Raw genomic sequence first — 23,635 nt, 5'->3', positions numbered from 1 at the left:
ATACTTAGACATACTCTAACTTTTAGAGTAATTCTATGACATATTAAAGGAGTTAACAAGTTGGATTACGAGATAAAAGAACTACTGGAGAAGCAGGGCGACGCGTTCGAAGAATTTAAGAAAGTCCAAGGCGGACGTCTTGAGAATCTGGAAAGCGCACTCAACGAATTTGCAAAGAAAGCCAACCGGCCCGGCGCGTCTTATGACGACGGCGGCAGCGATCCCGAAGCGCGGGAATACAAGCAGGCATTTCTAGGCTATATGCGATCGGGCCGCGAGCGCGAGCTCGAATCCAAGGCTCGCAGTATCAAATCCATGTCGACGGTCAGCGATCCGGATGGCGGCTACCTGGTCCCGACTCAGATTGATAGCGTTATCTCCAAAGCGCTGCGCGAACTCTCCCCAATGCGGCAACTGGCACGAGTAGTTCAGATCAATAGCGGCGACTATTCCATGCTTCACAGTGTAGGCGGAACCGAGTACTCGTGGGTAGGTGAGAAGACAGACAGGCCGCAGACTGATGGCGCGCGCTTCATGGAGCTGAAACCTGCCATGGGCGAGATATACGCCAGCCCGGCAGTCACCCAACGTCTCCTTGATGACAACGCTTTCGACCTGGAAAACTGGTTGACTGAGGAGTTAGCCGAAGCGTTCGGAGAAGGCGAGGGAGTAGCGTTCGTGACCGGTAACGGCGTCAATAAACCGCGCGGCATTCTGACGTACGACATTGCCAGCACAGCAGACGGCGTGCGAGCAGATACCGCTCTCCAGTATGTCGCATCTGGCGCCTCTGGAGCGTTCGCTGCAAGCAACCCTTCCGACAAGTTGATAAAGCTGGTCCATGCGGTTAAGCCGCGGTACCGCATTAATGCTCATTGGTCAATGAACACCAATACTCTTGAGCTGGTTCGGGCATTCAAGAACACAGCCGGCGACTACATCTGGAAGCAGGGCCTGGAAGCCGGCCAGCCTGACACGTTGCTGGGCTACCCGGTACACGAAGACGAGAACATGCCCGACATTGCCGCAGACAGCCTGTCTATCGCGTTCGGTGACTTCCAACGGGCTTACACAATTGTGGACCGCAATACAGCCATGCTGCGCGATCCTTTCACTGCGAAACCTCACGTCTTGTTCTACACGACCAAGCGAGTCGGCGGCGGTATGCGCGACTTCCGCGCAATCAAACTGATGAAGTTTGCGGCCAGCTAATGAGATTCAATAGGCGCGTAACAGTAAGTGCGCCCGATCAGTCGGCTAGTGCGATAACCCCGACAGCCTGCGGCGATCTCATTCCATTGGTCGCGCGGCAGGCAAAAGAGACCCTCGGCCCCAAAAGCCGGGGGTTTTTTATGGATAACTTAACAAGCAAGGTTGTAATGCCAATGACATTACCCGAATACATTACCGCGCATCTAACGGAGCCGTTCAAGTGGGGGTCTCACGATTGTTGCACGTTCATAGGGGCATGGATCCAGATTAAGACAGGACGTGATTACCTGACCGAGCACAAGCCTTGGCGCACCGCGCGACAAGCTACCAAAAAGCTAAGAGACCTGGGCGGCATTCGGGCTTTGTTCCAGGGCAATCTGAAGGAGATCAACCCCCACATGGCGAAAGACGGCGACTTAACAATTTATCAAGGCACGGCACACCTCTTTAGTGGCCGGCACATCGTTTCAGTTGGGCTCGATGGCTTGATTTTTACTGACCGCACTGTAGCAATGGAGGCCTGGACATGCCACCCGTATTCGTTGCAATAGGGGCTTTAGCTACCGCTATATCGGCCGCCTCCGCGGCGACACTTTTTACCGTCGCCTCTATCGCGATGACCATCGGGACGACTGTATTCGGCGCGGTTCAGCAGAAGAAAGCCGCGAAGAAAGCCAGGCGCGCGGCAGCCAAAGCCAGAGAAGATTTTCTCAACTCGCTGCAAGAGCGCACCGTCACGCGCATTGCAACTGAAGCGCCTCATGTCTACGTGTATGGCCGATCGAAGGTCGGCTCGGCCATTGTAGCCGTCCTGAAGAGCGGGGCGAACGACGAATACCAGCATCTTGTTTGCGTCCATGCGGCAGGAGAATCAGAGTCCATTGATGAGGTTTACATCAATAACAAACCGCTCGGCACGCTGGATGCTGATGGCTTTGTCACGAGCGGAGACTACTACTCAACCAAGACCGAGACCATAACAGAGTCGTTCGCAACGTCACCGTTCACGCTCGCGCATACGCCTTCCAGTGCGGTAAAGGTTATCGCGTGGGGCGCACTCTACTCCGGCTCTATACCGCTTCCCTACGGCCCGGTAAGTGGCGAGGTAACTTACTCTCGCGTGGGAAACACTATTACCGTTACAGGATCTCCGTCATCGCCGGTTCCCATCGGCACGTTGCGAGTTAATGAATACCGCGTTATCTACCAGTACAAAGAAAACACGAGCCAAGTCCGCGTTAAGAAGCACCTAGGCACCCCGACCGATCCGGCCGATGCCTCATTACTGGCTGAGTGTCCGGACAAGTGGAAAGAGACTGCAGTGTTGCGGGGCTTCACGTATACCGTCATAAGGTTGGACTTGAGGCAAGCAGAGTTTCAGAACGGCTTGCCTGAAATAAACGTTCTGATGAAGGGACGTAAGCTTTACGACCCGCGCAGCGGCTTAACCGAATGGAGCAGTAATCCGGCACTTATTGCGCTCGACTACCTTACCTCGGAAATGTGCGGAGTGGATATTGAGGACATACCGATCGCCAGTTACATCACGGCGGCCAATGTCTGTGATGAGCCAATACAAGGACTATGTTAAATGAATAGAAGCTTTACTATTACAACTGAAAACGGATTGCTGACATCCTTAGGAACCCCTTGCCATGTCTCTCACCCGTTTAACCCGGCCAATGGAATTCCTGAATGCGAAAGAATTGAATTTAACGCTTGCTGGGATACCGGGGCGACCAAATCAGTAATAACGCGGCGAGTGGTTGAAGCCTTGGGCTTAAAGCCTATGAAGTCGATAAGAGGCTACCTACAAGGTGTGGACGGGGGGGTGGAAAAGAGCGAAGCCTATGTGATAAACCTATCGCTCCCCAGCAAGATTACTTTCCATGAACTGATTGTTATCTCCAAGAGTCCAGGCGATGTATGGTGGGATGTTCTTATAGGGATGGACATAATTTCGGCCGGAAAATTTTCAGTAAAAAATGTTAACTCCAATACTGAGTGGTCATTCAGTGTTACGCCCCAAAAAGGATCGATATGACTACCTTATCCGGACCCCAGCAGGCCCAGCTCGAGAAAGCTGTAACTGGCACTATTTACTTCGTTGAGCTGCGCTTTCGTGATTCCACAGAGTATCTCTGTTCGTCAAACATTAATATCACCTGGGGCGGTCATGAATGGGTCGGTCTGGGAACCATCGGATCAATAAGCCCTATTGAAGAATCAGAGGGCGTCGAGTCAAAGTCGCTGACCTTCACTTTAAACGTCGCGCAAGCTTCCATTCTCGCTCTCGCCGTCGGAGATGTTGAGCAATACCGGGGCAGACCGGCGAAGATGTACTTTTGTCCGTTAAACGAATCATTCCAGCTTGTGGGTACGCCTCAGCTTTGTTGGCGCGGGATCATGGACGTGATGGCCGTCTCCATTGAGGGGCAAGAGGGAGCCATTCAACTGAAATGCGAAACCTCAGCATACGGATTGAAAAAGGCGCCCGGTCTCCGATTAAACGCAGCACAGCAAAAGGCAAAACATCCAACTGATACCGGCTTTGATCTGCTCACCGACTTGATAGCTAATCCGGTCGTGTGGACTAGTAAAAAGTTTCTTAGAAGTATCAATTAGCGAGCATGAGGCCCACATCCGCACAGCGTAAATCATGGTCAAACCGGCCCAACTCAAGCGCCACCAGGTTAAGAGGCCGAGCATTGCAGCAGGCCCGAGCCGAGCTATTCAAGCGTAACCCCTTATGTGTTAACTGCCAGAAGAAAGGGATACTCAGGCTTGCGACGGAAAGGGACCACGTTATCCCGTTGTTCGAAGGCGGCACAGACGATGCAAGCAACACGGTCGGATTGTGCAATCCTTGCCACAAGGAAAAGACTCAGCAGGAATCGAACAGGGCGAGAGGTATTACGACAAAGCCACGGATGAATAGCGGATGCGATGTAAACGGAATTCCTCGGGACAAGTCGCACCATTGGCACAAGTAACCCCTCCCGGCATCCCGATCTCTACAGTCCATACCCGGACACCGCGCTCCTCCCTTTACTTTCATAAATCGTAACAAAAAAGGTTAAAAGAACGTCGGCCTCGGCAATGCTGGGGCAGCCGCATCTCAATTTAAATTGATTGTAGGGCTTCTGATAGAGCTTGCTCTAGCCTAGCTCGGCGCGCGGAAGCGGCTAAGGCAGTCAGCAAAAGCTTTTCGTTCTTTAGATAAATTAATCAGAGCCGCAGTCGAGCTTTCATAAAGTTCGACGCGACCATTGTCAAAGACATCCGCGCTAAGCAGAACTGACGAGTGAGTCAATACTTCTACGCGATAGCGCTCAGTACGCCGCTGCTGCCGAATTGATACATTTGTCAGCATTGTGCTACTTGCGTCGAACCCATCCATCAAGCAATCCGTGAAAGGTTGGGTGCTGGAGGTGGGTATTTCGCCGTGTTGGGTGAGTTTGAAAGCCCCACTGTCAGAGCGAGTCGGGGCTGTGACACACGCCGCCAAGAGGCTACTGAGCAGCGTGATATATAGAAGCCTTAACATAGGAGAACCTGCCAAGTCGAAGAAGAGATGAAACCGGGCTATGTATATCCCTAAAAACTAACTTCATCCATTGTACTTTAGTCAGCACTTTTGCTGTGCTTGAAGTAGAGCTAAACAACGGATAAAATCACCTCCCCAAATCGGGAAACTTGAGAAGGAGGCCAAATCTTGACCCAATTTTTGAATTTCCCATCCTCACGCATTTGTGGCAACAGGTGAGCGCTTAACCGAGTGGGAAGCAATTAGGAAACGACGTTAAATTGAGGTCCGCACCCTTCCTTACAGGAAGGACGGAAGTCAGCCTTAGGGGGTTGCCAACCGCTGAGGTCTCGTAAGAGAAATGACGGGCCGTGTAGGTTAAGCCTATTTGGAAATTGATCCGCGAGTAAATGCGGGCTCCCAAGATTCAGGTAGCGGTAGAGGGCATGGCCGTTTCCACCTTCATGTAGCGTGAATTGTAGAGCGAAACGCATTCAATTTCTAAGACCTAACATCCATGCGGTTCTTAGAGGCTTAATGGCGGACACCGCCTCCGCCACCCCCATCGTCTCACAAGATTCCACACTGCCTCAAAACCCCGTAAATACGCGGTCTCAGCCTGATTCACCATCTCGCACTGTCTCACCAAGTCTTGCCCAATCTCAATGGGATACTCAGGCTCGCGACAGAAAGGGATCAAGTTATCCCATTGTTCGAAGGTGGCACAGTCAGTTCCGTCCATATAACATGGAGCTCGTAATCATCAATTGAAGCCTCGGGATGATCTTTTTGCAGCAACTGCGTTGCAGTGGTACGTGTTTCTTCATCATCAAGTGCTGCCTGAAGGATAACCGGCCCAATGCGTGGTTTGGTTCCGTCCTTTGATTCAAGTGAATACTCTAGTTGGCGCATGTGTTTCTCCTTTGTTTAGCGTCAGATCGGATTATCCGGGTACAAATTAAAATATCAACATGAATCATAAGCGCGGTAAGACAAAGAATGGCAGGGTCGGATGCCTCATGTGCAAGCCTAACAAAATGAATGGCTATCATCGGGGACGCGGGCTGGAGCAAATGTGCCACGCAGGCTTTAGCAATCAGCGCAAAGAATATCTGGCGATTAAGGATATGCGTGCTATCGATACGCGAGAAGACTGAAAATCATACCTAATTGGGAAAAATCTCACCCGCTCAAGGAGAATGACCCAAAGTTGGAGTCAAAAGTCTAGGAAATACACCTCCAGACCGCGCCTATCCCTGTCCTCGCATAAACCGTAACAAAAAAGTAAAAATACTCTAACCGCGACGGCCATCGGTAGCTGTCCTTAACTACGCGGCGGGTTTTCTTACTTCACCCAACCCTTCACAATAAAATGACTTACTCCTATGTATTATTGTTGGGCTAGGAACTAGTTCAATAGAACTTAGACCGAGCAACCTACTTAATCTTTTGAGGAGAACAAAAAATGAATAAACGACTCAATTCAAAAAATATTGTTGCTAGCCTCTTATTGGCAGCGGGATTTGTTTGCACTCCTATTGCTCAAGCCGCTTTAGAGGATCTAGGAAATGGAGTTATTAAAGATACTGCTCTTGATATCGTTTGGCTTGCAGATGCCAACAACTCTAAGACGTCCGGATACAATACTGATGGCTTGATGACTTGGAGCTCAGCAAATAATTGGGCGAGCCAGCTTAACGTGGGCGGCTACAGCGACTGGCATCTTCCTTCCACCAGCGAGTTATCACATCTGTTTTTTGATGATTTAGAGGGGATAAATGGCCACACCATTTATGAGAGCCATAACAATGCAAAATTCGCGCTGTTCAGTAATATCCAGGCTGACTATAACGTTGCTTACTGGACGACGACCCCCACTGGTGATGCTGATACACACTCGGCGTTTCGCTTTTATCGTGGCGATGAATTCGCGGATGCTAAGAATGTTGGGCATTACGCTATAGCTGTTAATAACATCCCCGAACCCGACACCTACGCTATGCTGCTCGCTGGGCTAGGTTTGGTCGGATTTATTGCGCGTCGGAGAAAGCTAGTATCCTAAATAGCAATTTGCTGTAGGGAATAGTTGCCCGGAGTGGGACAGCCACTACCGGGCTATTTTTTTAATAAAGGGAAATCAAGATGGATAGCGATTCGTGTGGCCACTAGAACTCCCGCCCGAAATGGCCGAGCGGCCGAGCACGTGGCTAACTAAAATGTATATTAAATCTAAAGGTAGCTACAAAAGTCAATATCCATGCGGTTCTTCTAGCTTTGATGGCGGACACCGCGTCCGCCGCCCATCCTTCAGAACTCGCATGAATAAAGAATTTTTGAAGTTCCCGCCCGTTTTGCTCTACAAATAAATACACAATCCGGATACCGGTTCATTAACGGATGAGGTAAGACGGGTCCCATGAATTCTCGAGCTCGAACAGGCCGAGCTTCAGCCAGACCAGGCTAAGGGGTGGAATCCATTAGGAAGTCCGAGACTTGATGTCAAACCAGCTTGCGAGTTCATCAACTGTTGAGGACAGTTCACGCCTTTGTTCGATCGATAGTTTTTCTGCCTTAATGGTGTGCATGCCCCGGCCTGCCGGATCTCTTAATCCGATCGGGTCAATAAGCGCATTAAGTTTGCTTAGGGCCTCCCGCGCGTAGTCGTCCAGATCCACCGGGTCTACCTTACTTATGCCGGAAGCACATTCAGCAAAAGCATCCGCGATTGAAGCAGCTTCACCTTTAGGGTGAGGAAGCATGAGGTTACTGCGCGCTGTTTTGAATTTTTCAGCGGGAAATGAGAATCTCAAGTAAGCCCCCTTATTTATAACGCACAATCATTAAAGACAAGAACCCCATACTACGCTGAGAGCGAGGCTAAGAGAATACATATCTTTCTTGATGCCGATCATGACTCTACAGATCCCATTTCGGCGCCCCCCTCGTAGCGTGAATCCAGGGAATTGACAGGGTTGAGTAAGTGCTTTGGCTCGGCCTGGGCTCTTTAAAGTCGCAGGGTCGCTCTAAATTAAGAGGTGGCTGCCTCCGTTCTTATCACTGTGCGAGGACGATTGAACGCTGCTCAAAACGATGCATGGATCGGTTTTGTAGCACCACTATTATTTTTTACCCTAAGCGTGCGCCAATACCCTGTGCACGTTACATACACCGCCGGCTTCATTCCCAACTTGCCCCATACGACTTCGAAATATTTCTCGTATGGATCACATTGTAGGCTCAAGTCGGATAATCGCTCCCCTTCAGATCTGCCCAGGAAATCAATTTTGTAGACCGCTCCATCTTCTCGGGCACAGCCAGGGCAGCGTCGGAAGGCGGTATGCGATGCTCCTTATCGGCCTTCATACGTTCGCTACCGATAACCCATACCCAAGCATTGAGGTCAATCCCAGTTAGAACAGTAGCGGTACCCACCGCGCATCCGTTCGCCTCGATCAGGCGACTGTTCCACTTCATCAATAGCTGGGTGCGGAATCGCACAGATCGGATCATTTTTGAATGAGATTATTACCCCCTCGGCTCAAGCAATATTTCTTAAATGAACGACGAAAGGACGGAACGGTGAATAAAGCGAATTTGTTAGATATGTTCGGCTTAAGTGGCGAGGTGGGAACCGACGATGAGTTAGGCGCGTTGCTTTTTCGTCTGGAATCGGAGACCCCCAAGTTATCAGACACGGACTCGATAGCAGCCATGTTCCCTTCAATGACGTATCTACATTTTGACGCCTAACCTGTAAACAAAAAAATCGGAACAGCCAAGGCTCAGTATCGAGGAAATTCGTTTTTAGTAGTGTCCTTTAGTAAATAGCACGCCAAAGCTCGTCCAACGTCGAAACCATTTAATAACTTTCTAAACTTCTTTATACCGTGCCTGCCTCCATCTATTGCTACCACTGCCATAAGCCCCATCCGCGGGAAGACATGCAATTGTTCGTCACGAGAAATGGCAAACGATGGCGATGCGAGCGCAGCATCAAGGGCGCTCTGGCAGATAAGGAAACTCGCGACGCATTCGGGCGTCAGGCTTCAGAGGCAAATAAGGCAGAGGCTCAGGCGCGAATAAGAATGGCGGCAAAGACCGAACAATAATGCAGTAACGCTCTGGCGGACGTATTACGACGTATTACTTAACGTCTGAATACCTTCTGCTGGATAACAGGTTGAGCATTTTCACGTCTGCTGGGTGAAATGCTCGTCTGGTCCCTCCCGCCACCGATCATACTCGAAGCGTGATTTTGCCAAAACCCCTACGGCTATATTGGATTGGCATTGCAACTTTTTCCAAACATGAGTAGTCTTATGCAGTGTATAGTTGTTCGTCAACCTGGGAGACATCATGCAACAACCTGAACTTCGTTATTCTAGCCCGACTGCGCAAACCGGACTGGCGGTAGCCCGCAACAAGGTTTTGCGCAATACCTACTGGATGCTTGGCTTGACCATGATTCCGACGGTTATCGGCGCCATGATCGGGATGAGCACTAATTTCGCTTTCCTGGCGCAAGCTCCAATCATGGGGCCGCTAGTAATGTTTGCCGTCATGATGGGTCTTTTGTTTGGCGTTAGCGCAACCCGCAACAGCGTGATGGGGATCGTATTGCTGTTTGCGTTTACCTTCGTAGCAGGCTGGTGGCTGGGCCCGATACTGCAATACGCGCTTCACTTCAGGAATGGCGGGCAAATCATCGCAACTGCGGCCGCTGGAACGGGCGCGATATTTTTTACCCTGGCAGGGATCGCTACCGTGACGAAGAAGGATTTCGGCTTCATGGGAAATTTCCTGTTCGTGGGATTAATACTGCTAATCATTGCTTCGCTTGCCAACCTGTTCTTCGCGGTGCCGGCGGCCTCCCTCGCCATCTCGGCAGTGGCGGTGCTGCTGTTCTCCGGTTTCATCTTGTTTGATGTAAGCCGCATCGTAAATGGTGGCGAAACGAATTACGTGATGGCGACGATGGGTCTTTATCTCAGCATCTATAACCTCTTCACCAGCCTTTTGCACCTGCTGCTGGCTTTCTCGGGCGAGAGGGATTAACGCAGCAGCTAGCCGGTATAGCAGCATAAAAAAGGGGCGCCTGGCTAACAGGCGCCCCTTTTGGTTTCTGCGATACCTCCCCTCAATCTTTCTCCTTCTCGAACAGCGCGATGGACTCGACATGCGCCGTATGGGGAAACATGTTGATCACCCCTGCCGCTTTCAATGAGTAGCCGTTCCGATGCACCAGCACCCCGGCGTCGCGGGCGAGCGTCGCAGGATTGCAGGAAACATAGACGATCCGCCAGGGCGGGGCTTGTTCCTTATTCAAGGAAGTTGCCACAGCCATTGCGCCTTCACGTGGAGGGTCGATGAGCATCTTGTCGAAGTGCCCCTGCTCTTGCATCCACCGCTCATCGATCTCGAACAGATTGGTTTCAGCAAACTTGGTACGTGGCGAAAGCTTATTGCGTTCCGAGTTCTCCGCAGCCCTGCGCACCAAGGTTGCGCTTCCCTCGTAGCCAGTAACGTATGCGCCCCGCCGCGCAATGGGCAAACTGAAATTCCCCAGCCCGCAAAACAGATCTGCAATACGTTCTCCAGGCAGCGGATCGAGGAGGTTTAGCGCGCGCCGCAACAGGACCCTATTCATCGAGGGGTTTACCTGGGTAAATTCCGTGGGATCGAACGGCATCACTATGTTGAATTCCGGCAGGGTGTAATTCAACTCGGGGGCGTTCTGCGGGTGGAAGCGATAAGCTGTTTTAGGCCCCCCGGGTTGCAGGAAGAACTGAATGCGGTGCTGATCGGCAAACGCCCTAAGAATGGCCTCATCCTTCGAGGTGAGCGGCTCGAGGTTGCGTAAAACCAGCACGTCCACATCGTCGCCGAGCGAGACTTCGATCTGGGGCAGTCGCTGCCGGATGGAAAGGGCGTTAACCAACTTCCGCAATGGCATGAGAAGCGCGGAAATGCGCTGTGGCATAATCTCGCACGTCTGCATGTCGGCGACGAAGCTGCTGCGCTTTTCATGAAAACCCACCAACGCCGTGTCTTTTTTTGCCACGTAACGCACCGACAAACGGGCGCGGTACCGATAACCCCAGGCTGCGCCATATACAGCAGGCAATATCAATTCCGGCTTGACCTTGCCGATATGCCTGAGATTATCTTCCAGGACACGCTGTTTCGCCGCCACTTGCGTGCGAGCATCCAGATGCTGCAGACTGCACCCTCCGCACGTCCCGAAATATTGGCATTGAGGGGTGACCCGGCCAAACGCGGGCTTGAGAATTTGCGCAACCTGCGCCAGTTCAAAGTTCTGTTTCTTGCGATAGGCGTTATAGGTAACCAGCTCGCCCGGCAACGCGCCTTCGATGAAGATGACCTTGCCTTGCACATGGGCAACGCCACGTCCTTCCTGATCCAGGGATTCGATGATAACAGGAGTAATCATTTTTACACTGCGGGAATCACGCGATCCGCTCCGAGAGCGGGAGCCGCAGGAGTTTAGGCCCAGTGAGCCAGAAACTCCTGCCAGTGAGGTTCGGAGGACTTGCTCAGGGTGAAGCGCACCAGTTCACATTCGCGTTGATACTGTTCATTGTCAAAGAGTCCACGCATGAACTGAAAACGCAGGAACACGAGATAGGTATTGACCACATCCGTTTCGCAATAGTTGCGTATAGCAGCGATCTCGCCCGCCTGAAAGGCATGCCAGACTTGAGAGCCATCCATCCCCAATTTTCCGGGCAAACCCATCAGCTTCGCCAGCTCATCCAGCGGCGCATTGGCACGGGGCTGATACAACGCGAGAATATCCATCAGATCGAGATGGCGGGTATGGTAGCGGCTAAGGTAATTGTTCCACTTGAAATCGCGGTCATCCTCACCCATGTCCCAATAGCGGCGCGCCTGAATACCGTGAACCAGGCTGCGATAATGAAGCACCGGCAGATCAAAGCCGCCGCCATTCCACGAAACCAGTTGGGGACTGTATTTCTCTATGCCTTCAAAAAACCGCCGGATGAGTTCGGCTTCAGAATCAGCAATGCTTCCAAGCGACCAAACGCGAAAATCGTCCTTGTCGCGCAGCGCGCACGAAATCGTTACAATCTTCTGCAGATGCAACTGGAGAAAATCATTGCCAACGGCTTGGCGCCGAGACTGAAACGCCATTTCGGCAATGTCGGCGGGGCTCAGTTGCGGGCTCAGATCGTGAATTCTACGCAATCCCTCGGTATCAGGGACGGCCTCGATATCGAAAACCAGGACAGGTGCCACGGTCGAGAGGCTTTAAGCCTTTAGCTTGTTTTAGGGAAGGACGGGGTCTTATTTTCTGACCCAAGCGCCGCTGGGACTCTGATACCACCATCCCGGCCGCGCCAACTCGATCCACCGCTGAGCAAAAGTCGAACGAATGTCCGTCTCCCACTCAGGATGACCGTTGGCGCGGGCGATTTCGCGGTAAAGGGCGTTTCTATCCTGGTTCTCGGCTGCAATCAGTGCATTGACGGTCTGCCGCGCCGACAGTGGCAACTCGTTGGCATCCCGCATCGCGATCAAGCCGTCACGCGTAAGCCCTATCGCACCCCTGGAATAATACGGCTCAAGCTGATTGTGACGTTGCTGCATGCGCTGCTTGAGACTTGCAATCGCTGGGGTATCGATTTCGATATTTGCTTGCGTATAGCCGGCAAGCGGCACCAACGATAACAGCATTAACAGAAAAAAACGGGAGAGCGATAGCGGGTTGAGCATGGTATTCACCTCTACTTTTGCTGTTGCAGTTGCTGCTGCTGTACAGCAGGGTCGCTGGCGGGCTCCGGCGTCCTGGGTTTATCCGCGCCTTGTCCCCCTTGGCCTTCCTGTCCCCCCTGCCCTCCTTGTCCTTCTTCTCCCGGTTTTTTCAATTGCCACACTTCTTCGATTATCTTGTCGGCAGCCTTCTCGGCAGCAGCGGCAGGAAAATAAATATTGATGGTGACGCATCCGGGCAGAGCCATAGCCGTCAATGCGCACAAGCCTGCGCCCAAAAGTTTTTTCATGCTCTCTTTATTGAAAAACAGGTTTAATATCTCTTGCCTGCGTTATCCGCTGCAACCGGCTCACCAGCTCATCCCAATCGACGTTGCGATTATAGCCGATCACTGTAATCGCCGGGATTCCACCGCCTTTAACAATAAGATAGCCATGCGGTAGGGGTTCCGACTCTATCCCGCCCATGTGGCAGATGCCGTGGCGCAGCGAACAGCTCCAGCCGATCTCCAGATAGCCAAACTGGTCGAAAAAATGCAGAAAGCTGCGTTGAATGGCCGCAGCTGCTCCCGATCCTCCAAGGGAGGAAATATTCTGGACCGCGGCCTGGCTAATCCGGCGGGGATAATTTCCGGCACTGCTCCTGATACTGGCATCGAACTTCACCGGCTTCCAGTCAAAAAGCTCCAGACCATTCACCGTTGCATCAATGCGGCCTTGCATGCTGCCGAACGAAAACGTACCGGTAAGCTGGTTGAGATCCAGATTGCGCATATCCAGATCAGCCATAAAAGAAGGTGCGGGTCCGAGCGGATCAAGCACTTTTAGATTCCCTAACTTAACTGTGCCGTCAAATACTTTGAAAAGCAGTGCGCCATCCACTTCAACAGCGGAACCATTGTAACTTACCCGGGGGATCGTGCCTGACAAAGTGCCTTTCATCGACTGCGTTGCAAGCGCTTCAGTCAGTTTTTCCATTGATATTGGCGAAAGCCCGCCGCTGAGTTGCCATTGCCAACCATTAAGTCCGCCCTCGGTTTGCGGTGAAGCATTGAAATCCTCCAGCGTAAGTTTCCCGTCCAGTACTGGCACCACCATTCGCGCGATACTGAAATTCGGTCCGTCAATTTGCAGGGGCACCTCAAACTCGCCTATCGGAAGCTTTCCCAACTGGCTGCTCCGGATACTGATGCCGGTCTGGGTCAAGCCTTGCGCTCGCCACGGAACGCGTGCATTTACCCCGCGAAATGCAAAGCGCCCATGCCCATCTTCAAAAGAGGTCTCATGCAGGTTCACGTTGAGCGACTGATGGGCACCTTGGCGGAATTGCCATTGAATTCCGGCACGCCCTTCGGCCTTCAGCTCGGCAAAAGGCGTGTTCACCAGAAAAGGCTTCAGAACCTGGCTGAACACACCCCCCAACTCAAGGTTATCCGCCCTCAAGTCGAAGTCACGCAAAGAAGTGACTGACGTGTCTACCACACCCGAGAAATCCATCTCGCCGATATCCTTGAGAAAAAGATTTCCTTTGGCCAGGCGAAGGATGGTTTCGTACAAATCACCGCTCGCGTTAAAACGATAGTCTCGGCCGACGAAGTAGAGCGGCTGCCAGAAAACTTCACCTTGCAGCCAGTTCACTCCAGTCTGCCATTCCCACAGCCTCCTTGTCGGGCCGTACCCTCGCTTGGCGTTTATGTTAACCTCAACACCGATGTTCTCGCCTGCGTGCAATCCACTCGCGTCGCTGAACGCCAGTTCATTCACGGCCACATTCGCACTAATTTCTGCAACGCCGTCTGCGTTGCCTCGCAGTGTGATCTTGCCATTGATATTACCCTTCGTAGAGGAAGGCAGAATTTCACCTCCTGCAATCGGCAGAAGCCCCTGGAGTTGTGCCAGTTGGCCGTTCGCAGCCGTAAGCCTGCCCTCCCACCCCGCTCTTCCCCAGCGGGCAGACAGCCTCCAGCCTCCGCTCGCCGCATCGGTTGTAGCCTGGAGCTGTACGTCCAGTGTCTTGTCGGCAGAAGAAAAAAGGAAAGCGACGGGGAGCGGTGGAGCCGGGGACACCCTTAGCACGCCCTTTTCGCAACGACCCGCGCTACCCGTAACCTGAAACTTGGCGCAGGAAAATCGTAGATCACGCCAGCTTTTCCCCTGTACCTCCATTTCTCCCAGTTTAATCTCCAGCACAGAAGCCCGTGAACCAGCCAGGCTAACCTGAACGCCTTTTGAATTTAAAAAGGGACTCTGAACGTCATCGATGGAAAGTGTAATGCGGGATTCAGCGTATGCGGAAAAGCTCGCGATCAAGAATGGTGTCAATATTTTGACGAGCTTTATCATTACGATCAGCCATGAATCGCCAGCGGGTTAATGGCGCTGACAACGCGGGCACTTAACGAGGCACAATACTACGCTGGGAAAACGCCCGTGGAAAGATAACGATCGCCGCGGTCGCATACGATTGAGACAATAGTGGCGTTTTCTGTCGCGGCGGAAATTTTGAGTGCAGCGGCCAATGCGCCCCCGGACGAAATACCCGCAAAAATCCCCTCCTCGCGTGCCAACTGCCGGGTTGTTTCCTCGGCCTCAGCCTGAGAAACGAGCATAATTCGATCCACCCTGCGAGGATCGTAGATTTTTGGCAGATAGGCTTCGGGCCACTTCCGAATTCCCGGAATCTGGGCGCCCTCTTCCGGCTGGACACCGATGATTTGTATCTCCGGTTTTCTTTCCTTGAAATACCGTGAGCAACCCATGATAGTTCCAGTGGTCCCCATGCTGCTTACGAGGTGGGTAATCTCGCCCCCCGTATCCCGCCAGATCTCGGGAGCAGTGGCTTCGTAGTGCGCCCCGGGGTTGTCGGGGCTGGCGAACTGATCCAGAATAATCCCGCGGTCCTCGGTGCGCATACGCTCGGCCACATCGCGGGCTTCTTCCATGCCTCCTTCTTTTGGCGTGAGTATAATCTCGGCGCCATAGGCTTTCATGGATTGCCGCCGTTCGATGCTGAGATGCTCCGGCATCACGAGCAGCATGCGATAACCCATCATCGCTGCTGCCATCGCCAGCGCAATCCCCGTATTTCCGCTGGTGGCCTCTATCAAAGTATCGCCCGGCTTGATCTCTCCCCTTTCCTGCGCGTGCGTAATCATCGACAGCGCCGGCCGGTCTTTTACCGAACCGGCAGGATTATTGCCCTCCAGCTTGACAAGAACAACATTGCCGGTATTTCCCGGCAGGCGCTTGAGTTTTACCAGTGGCGTGTTGCCGACGAAGTTTTCCAGGGTCTTGTACATGAAAAAGGAATTGAGAAAGACGATGCTTGATTATGGCATACGGCCAAACAAATGGTAGAGCCGAAGATTAAGGCAGCCCAAAACTCGCTACCGTGGGCGTTTGAGTAACTTCGAGCGTCCAGCCAACTGTCTGTTTTATTTGATGGGAGGCTTGGCGTCCTTCTTGACTGCAGAGGTGCTCCCAACGGTCACATCCTTGCGGAGCCGCTTCATAGTCGCCGGGCCAATGCCATTGACGTTTTGCAAGTCGTCTGCCGATTTGAAAGGACCATTCTTCTTGCGATAATCGACAATTGCCTTGGCTTTCGCCGGGCCAATTCCCTGCAATGATTCCAGTTCGGCCTGGGTAGCAGTGTTGACGTTGACCGCCGCGAACGCTGCGCCGGTGAGTGCGAATAATGTGACGATGATCAGAAACAGTGTTTTCATGAACTTCCCCCGCATTTTTTTTCGCTCATTTTGGTTCGCTTAGAGGCAGCTTTGAAGCGTAATGTTTACCGGAAGAATCGATAAGCCGTTTCTCCAGATAAAAACACCCCTCATTCCTCCAAGTCAGTATCTCGCAACGCAGCCTTAAACGGGACAGCAGGCGGTACACGCGGCACGGCAATACCTGCCAGCAGCATATTTTTATTCGTTGGAACCTGTCTGATTACGGCCAGCCTGGGCTAAACCTGTGGTGAAATTATTTCGGTTATGGTTACTGAGGATGTATCTACTAAGTTCGATGGGAGAGAGTGAGAAGGGGAAGAATCCGCAGAATTTTGGGAAAAGTATAAACAAAACGGTTTGTTCTTCCCAGCTGTTTACACTTTCGCCCTATCAGCGCAATCATTCTCGCTCCCGGCAGCTTCGCGCTTATCGCCGGAATTTTTCGGTGTACCGGGTAAAGACCCATCCTGTTACCACCTGTCCGCCTCCATACTCGTATGCAACTTTCGTCCAGTCTCGCTGTGAGGAAACAACAGCTACCACCTGCCCAAATTGCAGCTTTCCTACCTGTGCAGACCGGGAGTTCGCATTGGCACGGAGCACCAAGGTTGGCGCGGTCACAAATCGATAGTCACGTAGTGCAAGGCCAAGCTCTCCCATCGAGAGCTTCTTGATATCCTTTATCTGCTCGCGCTGGGTCACGGCCTGATTTCGGTGAAGATAGTCTTCGAGGTGAGGCGTTACCAGATTAACCGAGATCCCTATCATGGCCGGCAACATCACATAGAGCAGAATATTTAGGAGAACCCACTTTATCCCTGGCGAGCAACGGCTAAGGACTTCGCGGAAGCGCTCAGGACTGTCCACCTGGCCGAGCTGGCCGAACAACATTTCGCCGTCTTGGTCCTCCACATCGTTGCCGGCAAAATCCTCTGCATGAGAGCGGTGGCCAGATACGTCGCGTTCGATGGTAGCGAGTAAGGTATCAAGATACTCCGGGCGCTTCAGCAGTTCAATTTGCTTCGCCCAAACGTCCGATACGGAGAAGAGCTTGTCGTAGCGGTGCTTCGCTATTTCAGCAGCAGCAGATGACCATATCTCGCTCGAGATTGACTGTCGAGCCTCAAACGTGCCCAGAAACCGGCGGTAGAGGTCGTCTTCCACCATAGATTTCGACAGCTGCTGAATCCAGCTGGCACTCGCGGGACCCTTCAAATAGTCGAGGTGTGCGGAGGTCCCGCCGAAGGTCTTCGCAAGCTGGATGGTTGCGCTAGCAGCTTCCACCACCCTTAGATACTCGTTGGAGACCGCTTTGACATCAAATCCCAACGCCAATTTCTTGACCTGGCTTGTGAGGTCCATGGCCTTGGCATATTCACGTAAAGCCGCACCGCTACCGGAAGCATTCTCCAGCATTCGCGTCGTACCCTGGGCGGCTGTAACGGCAGCACACTCGCGCTCTAAGGTAAGACCTGCAAAGGCCCCCTGCAGTATCTTGGATGATGTCAGACCAGCCATCTCGCTTGCAGAGCCCTGCAACTGGGCAGCTAAGCCGAGTGATTTGGTTTGCTTTTCAATCGATGTGATTTGTGCAATCGACTTTTCGTATTCCCGCTGTGCCAGCGAGCTTCCGAATGATGCGGCTAACGGACTCGCTGAGCTGACCCCAGCTAAGGCCTTGAGATACTCGCGGGAGGATTTGAATGCGCTCATGTCAGGCCGTTCGGAAGGTACGCACGCAGAATTCCGCAGGTACGAAGGGTTGATCGGTGGACAAATAATACTTGCGTTTCAGTATTTCGAGAATGCACAGCTCGGCGGCAATACGCTACATAAAGAGTCGATATGGATAGGTCTTGCCGGGCAAGTCCGGGACGTTCGCAATCGTCCGTGCCAACTTCTGCGAGTAGCGAATGCTTACTGGTACTGGATCGTACAGGGCATCGTTGTTCCAATCCATCTTTGTCAGTGCCAGCGCTTCATGTGCTACCACCTCTAAGGGACCGCGACCTGCATGACGAATGAGCTGTAGCGGTTTTGGGATGCTCTTCTTGCCTTGATAGTAGTCGCCGGTACTTGAAACTTCGGGGGCGTTACCCGCCGCCCAGAGAAGCGCGGACGTACCTGAACGGAATACAACAGTCCCGCGCGGCACAGGATAGCCCGACGGCTTGCTTGGGGGAGACTTCTTACCAGAGTCAAGCAGCCAAACCCCTCGCCAACTGGGATTGGTACCTATCTCGATGCACTCCACCTCGGGCACGCCTGCAAGCGCATCAAAGGTCCCGTCGATTTCTTCCGGTTTGAAAGCCGTCGTTTTATGAATGACGAGACGCTTAGGAAGATTACCTCCGTTTCGCCCTTGGTAAAGCTCGAGGCTTCGGGCGAGCACCGCCCGCATATCGTCACGGCTGAGGAAAGGGTTTCGCCTTGCTTCGGCAAAATCGGCGATCGGGTCTCGGGCCTCAAAGGCAACAAACTGCATCCCCCCTCCATCCATATCGAAGACTTGTGAACAGCAAGTGACATAGTGTGCTTCTCGCTGGTCTCCTCGGAGAGCGTACGCCAAGCCTATATAAGCGGTTTCGTCGGGAACGCTAGATACGCGAGCCAGCTTCCAGGGTATTCCACCAGCCTTCACATACAACGCAATCGCAAGCCGCCATGCAAGCGACGCCTTGTAGTTAAATGTGAACGCTCGGTCGTTGAGAACCTGTGTCGGAATGTTGTATTTAGCGCCAAGAGCTTTCAAAGCGTCATGTGCGTCAAACCCCTTTGCTCGAGTCGCTGGGCTCCATGAATCCGGGAAGTGAACCAGCACCACGTCAAACTCGGTCCGGACGGCATCGAGCCTACGCAACGCGCTTTCCATAGCTTGAAAAAGCCGCGCCTCGACCGATCCTTCCCCTCCGAGTTGCCCCAGGGAGTGGGGCCACTTTATGTGGGCCGTAGCTGGTGCAGAGACTAGCTCCACATCGAAGAGCCGCTCAAAGCCCGGGAATTTAAGGACGTATTCCCTGCGGTCTGAAGGCTCAAACTCTCTCCGCAGCGAGGCCATAAGTTCGCCGCGCCTCTTGAAGGCACTTTCCGGGCCTATTGTTGCCATTCGTACCTTGGCGGTAAAACCCCCAAAGGAACCTTTTGAGAACGGGCTGTATCGAACGAGCCCTCGCAACGGATGGACATCGACGTGCGTTCCATCCGACGGTGAGAAGGCCAACTTCGGTTCGTCAAGAAGGATGAATGGCGGAAGCTTGGAGAATGATGGGTAAACCGCCATCACTTGGCCCTCTGGAAGTAGGCATGGTGATGCGAAGGACGGCTCCAACCGGTCACTGGCGACAGCGGGAAGATAGCGTCTATGCCTTCGTCTCCCTGTAGACCAAACGCTGAGACCTGCCCGTGCTCACAGGTGGTGAGAAGTATGGCCCAAGCGTCGACGATCTGGGACCAATCTGGATTGTACTTCTTAGCCCAACGCTCACGCCTCCAGTCACCGCTGGGGTCTCTCTTGCCAAAAACAAAGCTCCCAAGCTCATCCCTGTCTTGGGCCGCACTTGCGTCTCTAATTTCCCTGGGGACGTCGACGAATGTGGAGGGCTCGAAGCCGCACCACCAGCGGTCTTCAATACACTCCAGCTTTAGGTAGACGCCCTCTTGGTACGGGTATCCCAGGTTGGGAACTGCTCCAGTCAGATTGCTGTCATAAGCCGCCCTGAGCCGGGCAAGCTGTGACACGCGCCTCTGTGTCTTGTCCGCGTCCTCACCTTCTCGTGGGGCGGTAACAACTAATACGTGTCCAAAGCGCTTGAATCGGGGCAGAAGGGGGCGTCGTCGAGACAATGCCTTGGCAAGCGCGTCATATAGAAGACCTAAAGCCCAGCTGTCCTTCGCGGGGTCCAAGCCGATGGTACCATCAATGCGGGCGCCCAGCGACTGGAGCGCAACTAGCACCTCTGCATCCTTGCCGAACACCGCTAGCTCGCGACCAAGTACCGCAACGACGGCGCGGCAACGTTGCTCCTTCAGGAGTTCCCACACCGCTGGGGTGATTGCAGCTTTGGATAGAGAAATGCGACGGGCGAATGTCGGCATCCCCTCAACCAATAACGCAGAGTAGCGTAGGATGGGAAAGGCCCTTGCTTCTACCTCAGGCAGCTTGACCGGATGGAGCCTGGCTGGTGTCCGCTGCTGCATCACGTGTTCCAGGAGCACATCTGGAAGGCGGACGTGGGAGATTACATCCCCTGCCAACTCGTCGAACGTCTTTGACTCCACCACTGCGACGTCCACCCCGGCTATAGAAGCATTCTTAAGTAGTCTCTGAACTGCCGGTAGGAGCTTCGACTTAGACGACGTGACCCAATACAGTCCACTCGGATAGACGGGAGAGTGTTTCAGGACGGATTCAAGCGCCTCCATAACCGAGACATCTCGGCCGCTGTATCCCACCACCACAAGACCAAAGCGCTTGCAAGCCTCTACGAGCACACCGCGCATGCGCTCGTCCTGATGCTCCAGTTCTATGCCGGTATTTTTTATCTTTGTTGACTTATAGTCTCCATGAAGCTTTGCAATCAATGGCCAGTCGGACTCCGCAACACAACGTTGGGCTCTCTCAACCGAGTCAAGTGCAGCCACGGTCGGCATTGCTCGCTTCTCTGGCAGAAGCAACTGGTCAGTCAACGTCGCCGATGTCTCCATCAATGCGTCGAAGTTCGTAGTGAAGACGCAGCTTAACTGCTTGCTCGAAATCAACGCGGCCAGAGCTCGGTGGGCAAAGGATGGAGTCCCTTTGCTGATGGCATCGTCTATGTACTGACGACGATGCCGCTCGTTAGGGTAGACAGCTTCAAAGGCCGCTCCGTACTCGTTGGGGTCGCCATCAGGTGGCAGTAGCGAACTCGTTCGAAGGAATTTGTCAACGCGGGCAACCCATAGCGGGTCCGCTGCGTCCACTTCCTTTATCGAATAGCCCATTTCCCGGCAAAAGATGCGCGTCTTGAAGTCGCGAATCATTGCGTAGCCAGTCGGGATACCCGACGCAGCGGAAGCGCCCGCCCCCAGGAACCATGCGAACAAGTGCGGACGGAGAGCAAACGCGCAGGCGAACTCCGCAGCGGACATTACCGGCAAAGAGGATGGCACGAGAGTCCCATTGGTTTGATATCCACATTCTTTTTCCGATATTCTCTTGCAATGCTTTGCAAGAATGCATCGGAAGCAATGACTTGCGTCGCTCGAAGAACGTCGAACGCCGGAAGGGTGCTTCACTTGAGAAAGCCGATACGTGCGGCTTGCTCTGCGCGCATCGACTCGAAGAGCGGGAGTCCAGATTGTCGGTTGAACAACATCGGCGCTCACCGCTCCCAGTCATCACAACGCGTACTGCATAGTTTAGTCTGCGGTAAACGGCAGATGGAATAGTAAGCTCGACAATAAAACCGCCAACAATAAAAGAGCGAAAACAATCAATGCCTTCGCTCGAATTGTTTGCACTTTGTACTGGCTAAAACGGAATATCGTCGTCCATAACATCGAAGTTGGTACTGCTCCGTGCTGGAGCCTTGCTACCGGACGGGCTGGGCGCATAGCTGCTCTCTTCCCTCTCCCCGCCTTCATAGCTGCCGCTGCCGGGCTTGGTGCCCAGCATCTTCATGTCGCTGGCAATGACATCGGTGGTGTAGCGTTCGACGCCTGCCTTGTCGGTCCATTTGCGCGTTTCCAGCCTTCCTTCTACATAGACCGGACGGCCCTTCTTGAGGTATTCACCCGCGATTTCCGCCAGCTTGCGGTAAAAAGTGACGCGGTGCCACTCGGTTTTTTCCTGTTTCTCACCGTTTTTATCCTTCCAGGTTTCGGTCGTGGCCAGGGTGATATTGGTCACTGCGTCGCCATTCGGCATATAGCGGGTCTCCGGGTCTTTACCGAGATTTCCGATGAGGATGACCTTATTGACTGATGCCATTACGCTTTTCCCCCTAATAGTTGTACAACACCTTGTTCGTCGAAGCCCCTCATGTCCACTTTGAGATATGCCACGCCTTCGCTTGCAAGCACGAGCGCCTCGTGCACGCCCGGCAGCGCCGCCAACTGGCGGGTCAACCCGCTGGCGGCCCCCGTATCCATTTCCTGCACATGATACATTTTGGTGCGCACCGCGGCGGGCGCTTTCATCGTGGCTGCAAACATCAGCCATAAGGCAAGGAGACTGCCGCAGAACCCAAACAAGGCAGAACTGCCAAAATGCTGATACAGATATCCGCCTGCGGTTGCGCCTACGAAAGTGCCGAGAAACTGCACGCTGCTATAGACGCCGATGGCGGTGCCTTTCGCCCCCACCGGCGCAATCTTGGAAATAAGCGAGGGCAACGTCGCTTCCAGCAAATTGAAGGCAGCGAAGAACACCAGCAACGCGGTTGCGGTGCCCCATAATGAATTGAATGCATACGCCAGCAACACTTGGCTCGCCAGCAGTACACCTACCGAAATGACGAATACCTGCTTGAGCTTGGCCTTCTTCTCACCATAAATGATTGCCGGGATAATCATCGCCATGGAGAGAACCAGGACCGGAAAATAGACTTGCCAGTGCTGGTCCGCCGCGAGTCCGGCGTTACGCAACGACAGCGGTACGACCAGCCAGAGCGCCATCAACACTGCATGCAGCGCGAAAACGCCGAAATCCAGGCGCAGCAACTCGGGATCGTGCAATACATTATTGAAGCGACCAGGAACTGCCTCAGTATCGGAATGGAAGCGGCTGACGACCGGATCGGGAATGATTCTGTAAACCACCACCATGGCCAGCAGGGCGAGCACTCCGGTCATGACAAAAATCCCCGGCACCCCAATTAACCGGTTTAACGCCGGTGCAATAATCAGTGAAAGTGCGAAGGTGACGCCAATGGTCATGCCTATCGCGGCCATTGCCTTGGTGCGATGCTCTTCGCGGGTAAGGTCGGCGGCCAGCGCCATCACCGCTGCCGAAATCGCGCCCGAGCCCTGGATGATGCGGCCGAAAATAACCCAATAAATATCGGTGGCGCTAGCAGCAACAAAACTGCCGATGGCGAACAGGATCAAGCCGGCATAAATAACGGGTTTGCGTCCGAAGCGATCGGACAGCCAGCCAAACGGAACCTGCAGTATTGCCTGGGTCAGCCCGTATGCCCCCAGCGCGATGCCAATCAGCGCATAGTTATCCCCGCCAGGCAAATGCTCGGCATAGAACGCGAACACGGGCAGGATGATGAACATCCCCAACATCCGTAACCCATAGATACTGGCCAGACCGGCGGTGGCGCGCAACTCTATCGGCGACAATTTCTCGGGAGGTAATGAGGAGGACATGAATCAGATTGGGAAAACGCGGAAACTTGCGTATATTAACAGGTTTGCTCACCGCTCAGGT

25 protein-coding genes are annotated in these 23,635 nt (G+C 53.2%); 10 read left to right on the top strand and 15 right to left on the bottom strand.

The window, feature by feature from the left end; all coding sequences use genetic code 11:
* Nucleotides 1-60: 60 nt before the first annotated feature.
* The 6 genes from C8R31_RS00585 to C8R31_RS16680 all read left to right on the top strand — a co-directional run bounded on the left by C8R31_RS00585 (nucleotide 61) and on the right by C8R31_RS16680 (nucleotide 4,205).
* Entirely contained in the window at nucleotides 61-1,212 is a 1,152-nt protein-coding gene (locus C8R31_RS00585) for a phage major capsid protein (protein ID WP_181320322.1), read from the top strand.
* Nucleotides 1,213-1,379: 167 nt separating this feature from the next.
* Complete coding sequence (locus C8R31_RS00580; RefSeq protein WP_146164514.1) at nucleotides 1,380-1,763, top strand: DUF6950 family protein; 384 nt, start codon at nucleotides 1,380-1,382, stop codon at nucleotides 1,761-1,763.
* Complete coding sequence (locus tag C8R31_RS00575; RefSeq protein ID WP_107692153.1) at nucleotides 1,739-2,803, top strand: hypothetical protein; 1,065 nt, start codon at nucleotides 1,739-1,741, stop codon at nucleotides 2,801-2,803. Before C8R31_RS00580 ends, C8R31_RS00575 begins: the two co-directional genes overlap by 25 nt.
* The gene (locus C8R31_RS00570; RefSeq protein WP_107692152.1) at nucleotides 2,804-3,256 is read left to right on the top strand and encodes a retropepsin-like aspartic protease; all 453 of its coding nucleotides are present in this window, start codon (nucleotides 2,804-2,806) and stop codon (nucleotides 3,254-3,256) included.
* Nucleotides 3,253-3,837, top strand: coding sequence for a hypothetical protein (locus C8R31_RS00565; protein ID WP_107692151.1), 585 nt, complete (start codon nucleotides 3,253-3,255; stop codon nucleotides 3,835-3,837). Before C8R31_RS00570 ends, C8R31_RS00565 begins: the two co-directional genes overlap by 4 nt.
* Before the next feature lie 5 nt (nucleotides 3,838-3,842).
* Entirely contained in the window at nucleotides 3,843-4,205 is a 363-nt protein-coding gene (locus C8R31_RS16680) for an HNH endonuclease (RefSeq protein ID WP_107692150.1), read from the top strand.
* A 1,229-nt stretch (nucleotides 4,206-5,434) separates the two neighbouring features.
* Here the strand turns inward: C8R31_RS16680 and C8R31_RS00555 are convergent.
* Nucleotides 5,435-5,650, bottom strand: coding sequence for a hypothetical protein (locus C8R31_RS00555; RefSeq protein ID WP_107692149.1), 216 nt, complete (start codon nucleotides 5,648-5,650; stop codon nucleotides 5,435-5,437).
* 107 nt (nucleotides 5,651-5,757) lie between these two features.
* On the opposite strand from C8R31_RS00555, the gene C8R31_RS15890 reads away from it, so the two are divergent.
* Both C8R31_RS15890 and C8R31_RS16360 read left to right on the top strand, forming a co-directional pair.
* Entirely contained in the window at nucleotides 5,758-5,895 is a 138-nt protein-coding gene (locus tag C8R31_RS15890; RefSeq protein ID WP_181320321.1) for a hypothetical protein, read from the top strand.
* 308 nt (nucleotides 5,896-6,203) lie between these two features.
* The gene (locus C8R31_RS16360) at nucleotides 6,204-6,800 is read left to right on the top strand and encodes a DUF1566 domain-containing protein (protein ID WP_258192469.1); all 597 of its coding nucleotides are present in this window, start codon (nucleotides 6,204-6,206) and stop codon (nucleotides 6,798-6,800) included.
* Between the two features lie 415 nt (nucleotides 6,801-7,215).
* On the opposite strand, the gene C8R31_RS00540 is transcribed toward C8R31_RS16360, so the two are convergent.
* Both C8R31_RS00540 and C8R31_RS00535 read right to left on the bottom strand, forming a co-directional pair.
* Complete coding sequence (locus tag C8R31_RS00540; protein ID WP_146164513.1) at nucleotides 7,216-7,548, bottom strand: hypothetical protein; 333 nt, start codon at nucleotides 7,546-7,548, stop codon at nucleotides 7,216-7,218.
* A gap of 427 nt (nucleotides 7,549-7,975) precedes the next feature.
* Nucleotides 7,976-8,236 (bottom strand): hypothetical protein, encoded by a 261-nt coding sequence (locus tag C8R31_RS00535; protein WP_181320319.1) that lies wholly within the window; start codon nucleotides 8,234-8,236, stop codon nucleotides 7,976-7,978.
* Between the two features lie 443 nt (nucleotides 8,237-8,679).
* Between C8R31_RS00535 and C8R31_RS15750 the strand changes: the two genes are divergently transcribed.
* Nucleotides 8,680-8,847 carry a hypothetical protein gene (locus tag C8R31_RS15750; RefSeq protein ID WP_181320317.1) on the top strand — a complete coding sequence of 56 codons (168 nt, stop codon included), beginning with the start codon at nucleotides 8,680-8,682 and terminating at the stop codon, nucleotides 8,845-8,847.
* A gap of 247 nt (nucleotides 8,848-9,094) precedes the next feature.
* Entirely contained in the window at nucleotides 9,095-9,793 is a 699-nt protein-coding gene (locus tag C8R31_RS00525; protein WP_181320315.1) for a Bax inhibitor-1/YccA family protein, read from the top strand.
* A gap of 82 nt (nucleotides 9,794-9,875) precedes the next feature.
* On the opposite strand, the gene rlmD is transcribed toward C8R31_RS00525, so the two are convergent.
* The 12 genes from rlmD to C8R31_RS00465 all read right to left on the bottom strand — a co-directional run bounded on the left by rlmD (nucleotide 9,876) and on the right by C8R31_RS00465 (nucleotide 23,574).
* On the bottom strand, nucleotides 9,876-11,189 hold the full coding sequence (gene rlmD, locus C8R31_RS00520; RefSeq protein ID WP_107692144.1) for a 23S rRNA (uracil(1939)-C(5))-methyltransferase RlmD: 1,314 nt from the start codon (nucleotides 11,187-11,189) through the stop codon (nucleotides 9,876-9,878).
* Nucleotides 11,190-11,242: 53 nt separating this feature from the next.
* A complete protein-coding gene (locus C8R31_RS00515) occupies nucleotides 11,243-12,016 on the bottom strand; it encodes a 3'-5' exonuclease (protein ID WP_107692143.1) in 774 nt (257 codons plus the stop codon).
* Between the two features lie 48 nt (nucleotides 12,017-12,064).
* Entirely contained in the window at nucleotides 12,065-12,493 is a 429-nt protein-coding gene (locus tag C8R31_RS00510) for a YdbL family protein (protein ID WP_107692771.1), read from the bottom strand.
* 11 nt (nucleotides 12,494-12,504) lie between these two features.
* A complete protein-coding gene (locus C8R31_RS00505) occupies nucleotides 12,505-12,780 on the bottom strand; it encodes a hypothetical protein (RefSeq protein WP_107692142.1) in 276 nt (91 codons plus the stop codon).
* A 7-nt stretch (nucleotides 12,781-12,787) separates the two neighbouring features.
* Nucleotides 12,788-14,680 (bottom strand): YdbH domain-containing protein, encoded by a 1,893-nt coding sequence (locus C8R31_RS00500; RefSeq protein ID WP_258192468.1) that lies wholly within the window; start codon nucleotides 14,678-14,680, stop codon nucleotides 12,788-12,790.
* A 221-nt stretch (nucleotides 14,681-14,901) separates the two neighbouring features.
* Complete coding sequence (gene cysM / locus C8R31_RS00495; RefSeq protein WP_107692140.1) at nucleotides 14,902-15,789, bottom strand: cysteine synthase CysM; 888 nt, start codon at nucleotides 15,787-15,789, stop codon at nucleotides 14,902-14,904.
* A 135-nt stretch (nucleotides 15,790-15,924) separates the two neighbouring features.
* Entirely contained in the window at nucleotides 15,925-16,218 is a 294-nt protein-coding gene (locus C8R31_RS00490; protein ID WP_107692770.1) for a helix-hairpin-helix domain-containing protein, read from the bottom strand.
* 429 nt (nucleotides 16,219-16,647) lie between these two features.
* Nucleotides 16,648-17,934, bottom strand: coding sequence for an SH3 domain-containing protein (locus C8R31_RS00485; RefSeq protein ID WP_107692139.1), 1,287 nt, complete (start codon nucleotides 17,932-17,934; stop codon nucleotides 16,648-16,650).
* Nucleotides 17,935-18,049: 115 nt separating this feature from the next.
* The gene (locus C8R31_RS00480; RefSeq protein WP_219907416.1) at nucleotides 18,050-19,327 is read right to left on the bottom strand and encodes a hypothetical protein; all 1,278 of its coding nucleotides are present in this window, start codon (nucleotides 19,325-19,327) and stop codon (nucleotides 18,050-18,052) included.
* A 173-nt stretch (nucleotides 19,328-19,500) separates the two neighbouring features.
* Entirely contained in the window at nucleotides 19,501-21,369 is a 1,869-nt protein-coding gene (locus C8R31_RS00475; RefSeq protein WP_219907415.1) for an SIR2 family protein, read from the bottom strand.
* Nucleotides 21,370-21,730: 361 nt separating this feature from the next.
* Nucleotides 21,731-22,189: a single-stranded DNA-binding protein gene (gene ssb / locus C8R31_RS00470; RefSeq protein WP_107692136.1), complete on the bottom strand. Its 459-nt coding sequence runs from the start codon at nucleotides 22,187-22,189 to the stop codon at nucleotides 21,731-21,733.
* The gene (locus C8R31_RS00465; RefSeq protein ID WP_107692135.1) at nucleotides 22,189-23,574 is read right to left on the bottom strand and encodes an MFS transporter; all 1,386 of its coding nucleotides are present in this window, start codon (nucleotides 23,572-23,574) and stop codon (nucleotides 22,189-22,191) included. The genes ssb and C8R31_RS00465 overlap by 1 nt, the downstream gene beginning before the upstream one ends.
* Nucleotides 23,575-23,635: the final 61 nt, after the last annotated feature.

The organism is Nitrosospira sp. Nsp2, assembly GCF_003050965.1.
Taxonomy (GTDB): domain Bacteria; phylum Pseudomonadota; class Gammaproteobacteria; order Burkholderiales; family Nitrosomonadaceae; genus Nitrosospira.
This window is presented reverse-complemented; position numbering and strand designations above follow the sequence as displayed.

Excerpts from the sequence above, each read along its gene's own strand:
- C8R31_RS00580 (WP_146164514.1), top strand. The coding sequence starts at position 1,380 with ATGCCAATGACATTACCCGAATACATTACCGCGCATCTAACGGAGCCG.
- C8R31_RS00575 (WP_107692153.1), top strand. The coding sequence starts at position 1,739 with ATGCCACCCGTATTCGTTGCAATAGGGGCTTTAGCTACCGCTATATCG.
- C8R31_RS00570 (WP_107692152.1), top strand. The coding sequence starts at position 2,804 with ATGAATAGAAGCTTTACTATTACAACTGAAAACGGATTGCTGACATCC.
- C8R31_RS00565 (WP_107692151.1), top strand. The coding sequence starts at position 3,253 with ATGACTACCTTATCCGGACCCCAGCAGGCCCAGCTCGAGAAAGCTGTA.
- C8R31_RS16680 (WP_107692150.1), top strand. The coding sequence starts at position 3,843 with ATGAGGCCCACATCCGCACAGCGTAAATCATGGTCAAACCGGCCCAAC.
- C8R31_RS00555 (WP_107692149.1), bottom strand. The coding sequence starts at position 5,650 with ATGCGCCAACTAGAGTATTCACTTGAATCAAAGGACGGAACCAAACCA.
- C8R31_RS15890 (WP_181320321.1), top strand. The coding sequence starts at position 5,758 with ATGTGCAAGCCTAACAAAATGAATGGCTATCATCGGGGACGCGGGCTG.
- C8R31_RS16360 (WP_258192469.1), top strand. The coding sequence starts at position 6,204 with ATGAATAAACGACTCAATTCAAAAAATATTGTTGCTAGCCTCTTATTG.
- C8R31_RS15750 (WP_181320317.1), top strand. The coding sequence starts at position 8,680 with ATGCAATTGTTCGTCACGAGAAATGGCAAACGATGGCGATGCGAGCGC.
- C8R31_RS00525 (WP_181320315.1), top strand. The coding sequence starts at position 9,095 with ATGCAACAACCTGAACTTCGTTATTCTAGCCCGACTGCGCAAACCGGA.
- rlmD (WP_107692144.1), bottom strand. The coding sequence starts at position 11,189 with ATGATTACTCCTGTTATCATCGAATCCCTGGATCAGGAAGGACGTGGC.
- C8R31_RS00510 (WP_107692771.1), bottom strand. The coding sequence starts at position 12,493 with ATGCTCAACCCGCTATCGCTCTCCCGTTTTTTTCTGTTAATGCTGTTA.
- C8R31_RS00505 (WP_107692142.1), bottom strand. The coding sequence starts at position 12,780 with ATGAAAAAACTTTTGGGCGCAGGCTTGTGCGCATTGACGGCTATGGCT.
- cysM (WP_107692140.1), bottom strand. The coding sequence starts at position 15,789 with ATGTACAAGACCCTGGAAAACTTCGTCGGCAACACGCCACTGGTAAAA.
- C8R31_RS00490 (WP_107692770.1), bottom strand. The coding sequence starts at position 16,218 with ATGAAAACACTGTTTCTGATCATCGTCACATTATTCGCACTCACCGGC.
- C8R31_RS00485 (WP_107692139.1), bottom strand. The coding sequence starts at position 17,934 with ATGAGCGCATTCAAATCCTCCCGCGAGTATCTCAAGGCCTTAGCTGGG.
- C8R31_RS00480 (WP_219907416.1), bottom strand. The coding sequence starts at position 19,327 with ATGGCAACAATAGGCCCGGAAAGTGCCTTCAAGAGGCGCGGCGAACTT.
- ssb (WP_107692136.1), bottom strand. The coding sequence starts at position 22,189 with ATGGCATCAGTCAATAAGGTCATCCTCATCGGAAATCTCGGTAAAGAC.
- C8R31_RS00465 (WP_107692135.1), bottom strand. The coding sequence starts at position 23,574 with ATGTCCTCCTCATTACCTCCCGAGAAATTGTCGCCGATAGAGTTGCGC.